At 40.9% G+C, this 1,501-nt stretch carries 1 protein-coding gene; it reads right to left on the minus strand.

All coding sequences use genetic code 11. The features are described from left to right. Positions 1-1,440, minus strand: a 1,440-nt coding sequence (locus Q0590_RS37235) for an IS1182 family transposase (protein ID WP_302042767.1), incomplete at its 3' end; no start/stop codon positions are given. Positions 1,441-1,501 lie beyond the last annotated feature (61 nt).

Here is a 1,501-nt window from a genome sequence, read left to right on the forward strand (position 1 = left end):
AAACCTCCGTGGCTGTGGCACAACGAAAAAGAATAAAAAATAAAGAATATTGACCTGCTGTAGATGCATAATTTGAGACTTGGCTTTGGGGTGAGTCAACCCACGAAGTAATTTTTGCAGATTATATGCTACAGCAGCCATCAGCATCATTTTATGAGCTGATTGTTTGCCGCGGGCATTGGCTCTCCACATGCCAAAATTATTAAGTAAACTACCAAAAACAGGTTCAACAGTAGCCATTCTTCGCCATTTCATATATTTCCCTTTTCTACTTTCCAGTCTTTGCTGCATGCGCTGGTAATGATTATGATAGGCCGTGACTACCAACTTTTTGCGACCTCTATTCTGACAACAAACCTTCTTTAGTGGGCAAGCAGTACACTCACCTTGTTTAGCTAGATAAGTAGCATTAGCAAAGCCTTTTTCCAGGCGTATTCCTTGATTACTCAGCTCTTTGCCTTGCCTGCACAGATAGACATCCTTTCGAGCGTCGTAGCTAAAGCCTTCTCTCACCGGATGATAACTACCTTGTAAAGGTATGTAAGCAGTATAGCCACAGGATTCTAATAGAGCATAATTTAATCCTGAGCCAAAGCCTCCATCAGCTAATATATTCTTCAAAAGCAAGTTATGTTGTTTGAAGTGTGTGGCTATTTTATCTACTATGGCTAATAGATGAACAGAATCACGTTCATCGGCATAGTCTGCCTGTATATGGGTAATTATATGATGATAAGTATCCACAGCCATGCTGGACAAGTAATATAAACGAAAAGGCTTACCTGCTTTTTGAGCTAATCGAGCCTGCGGATCTGTGTTGCTTTGATAGAGAGTATTGGATCTATCCGGTTTTCTAGGTTTAGCCGTCTTTTCAACTAAACTAAAGGCTATAGCTTGGGAAGCATTTGTAGAGGGATCGTCTGCTAATACTTCACCTGGTAGCAATTTCCATTGCAATACCAGCTTAGATTCAAGCTTGTCTAAAGAGGCATTGGCTTCGACAAAAGCCCCGTCGATGGCTTGACTTTGTCCTCCCACCATACCTGCATCTATACAGGCATTTAGCACTTTTTCAAACAACTTTTCAAACAGCACTACAGGCAAGCGTTTTCTTGTTCGAGAAATCGTACTATGGCAGGGCAATCGCTCTCCTAATTTGAAGTCAAGGAAGTATAAGATGTCTAGTCGCAATTGACTACTGACAATTAGCGCACGATCAGAGCAGATATTTTCAAAATGCCCAACCAGGAGCAATTTGAAGAAAACCACTGGATCAATAGACTTCTGCCCACACTTTCCATAAAAGGGTTTTACCGCCTCATAGACAAAGTTCAGCTCAAGTATTGACTTTAAGCGACGATAAAAATTGTTCTTGGGAACATAATTTTCAATAGTCAGTGATGGGCAGGGGTTTATTAAATTTTCTCTTTGGCCTACCATTATTAAAGATACTCAGCTACGAGAAATAATGAAAGAAGGAGTTGTGCCACAGCCACCTCCC

Origin of the sequence: Rhodocytophaga aerolata (genome assembly GCF_030503435.1) — a bacterium.
Taxonomy (GTDB): Bacteria; Bacteroidota; Bacteroidia; order Cytophagales; family 172606-1; genus Rhodocytophaga; species Rhodocytophaga aerolata.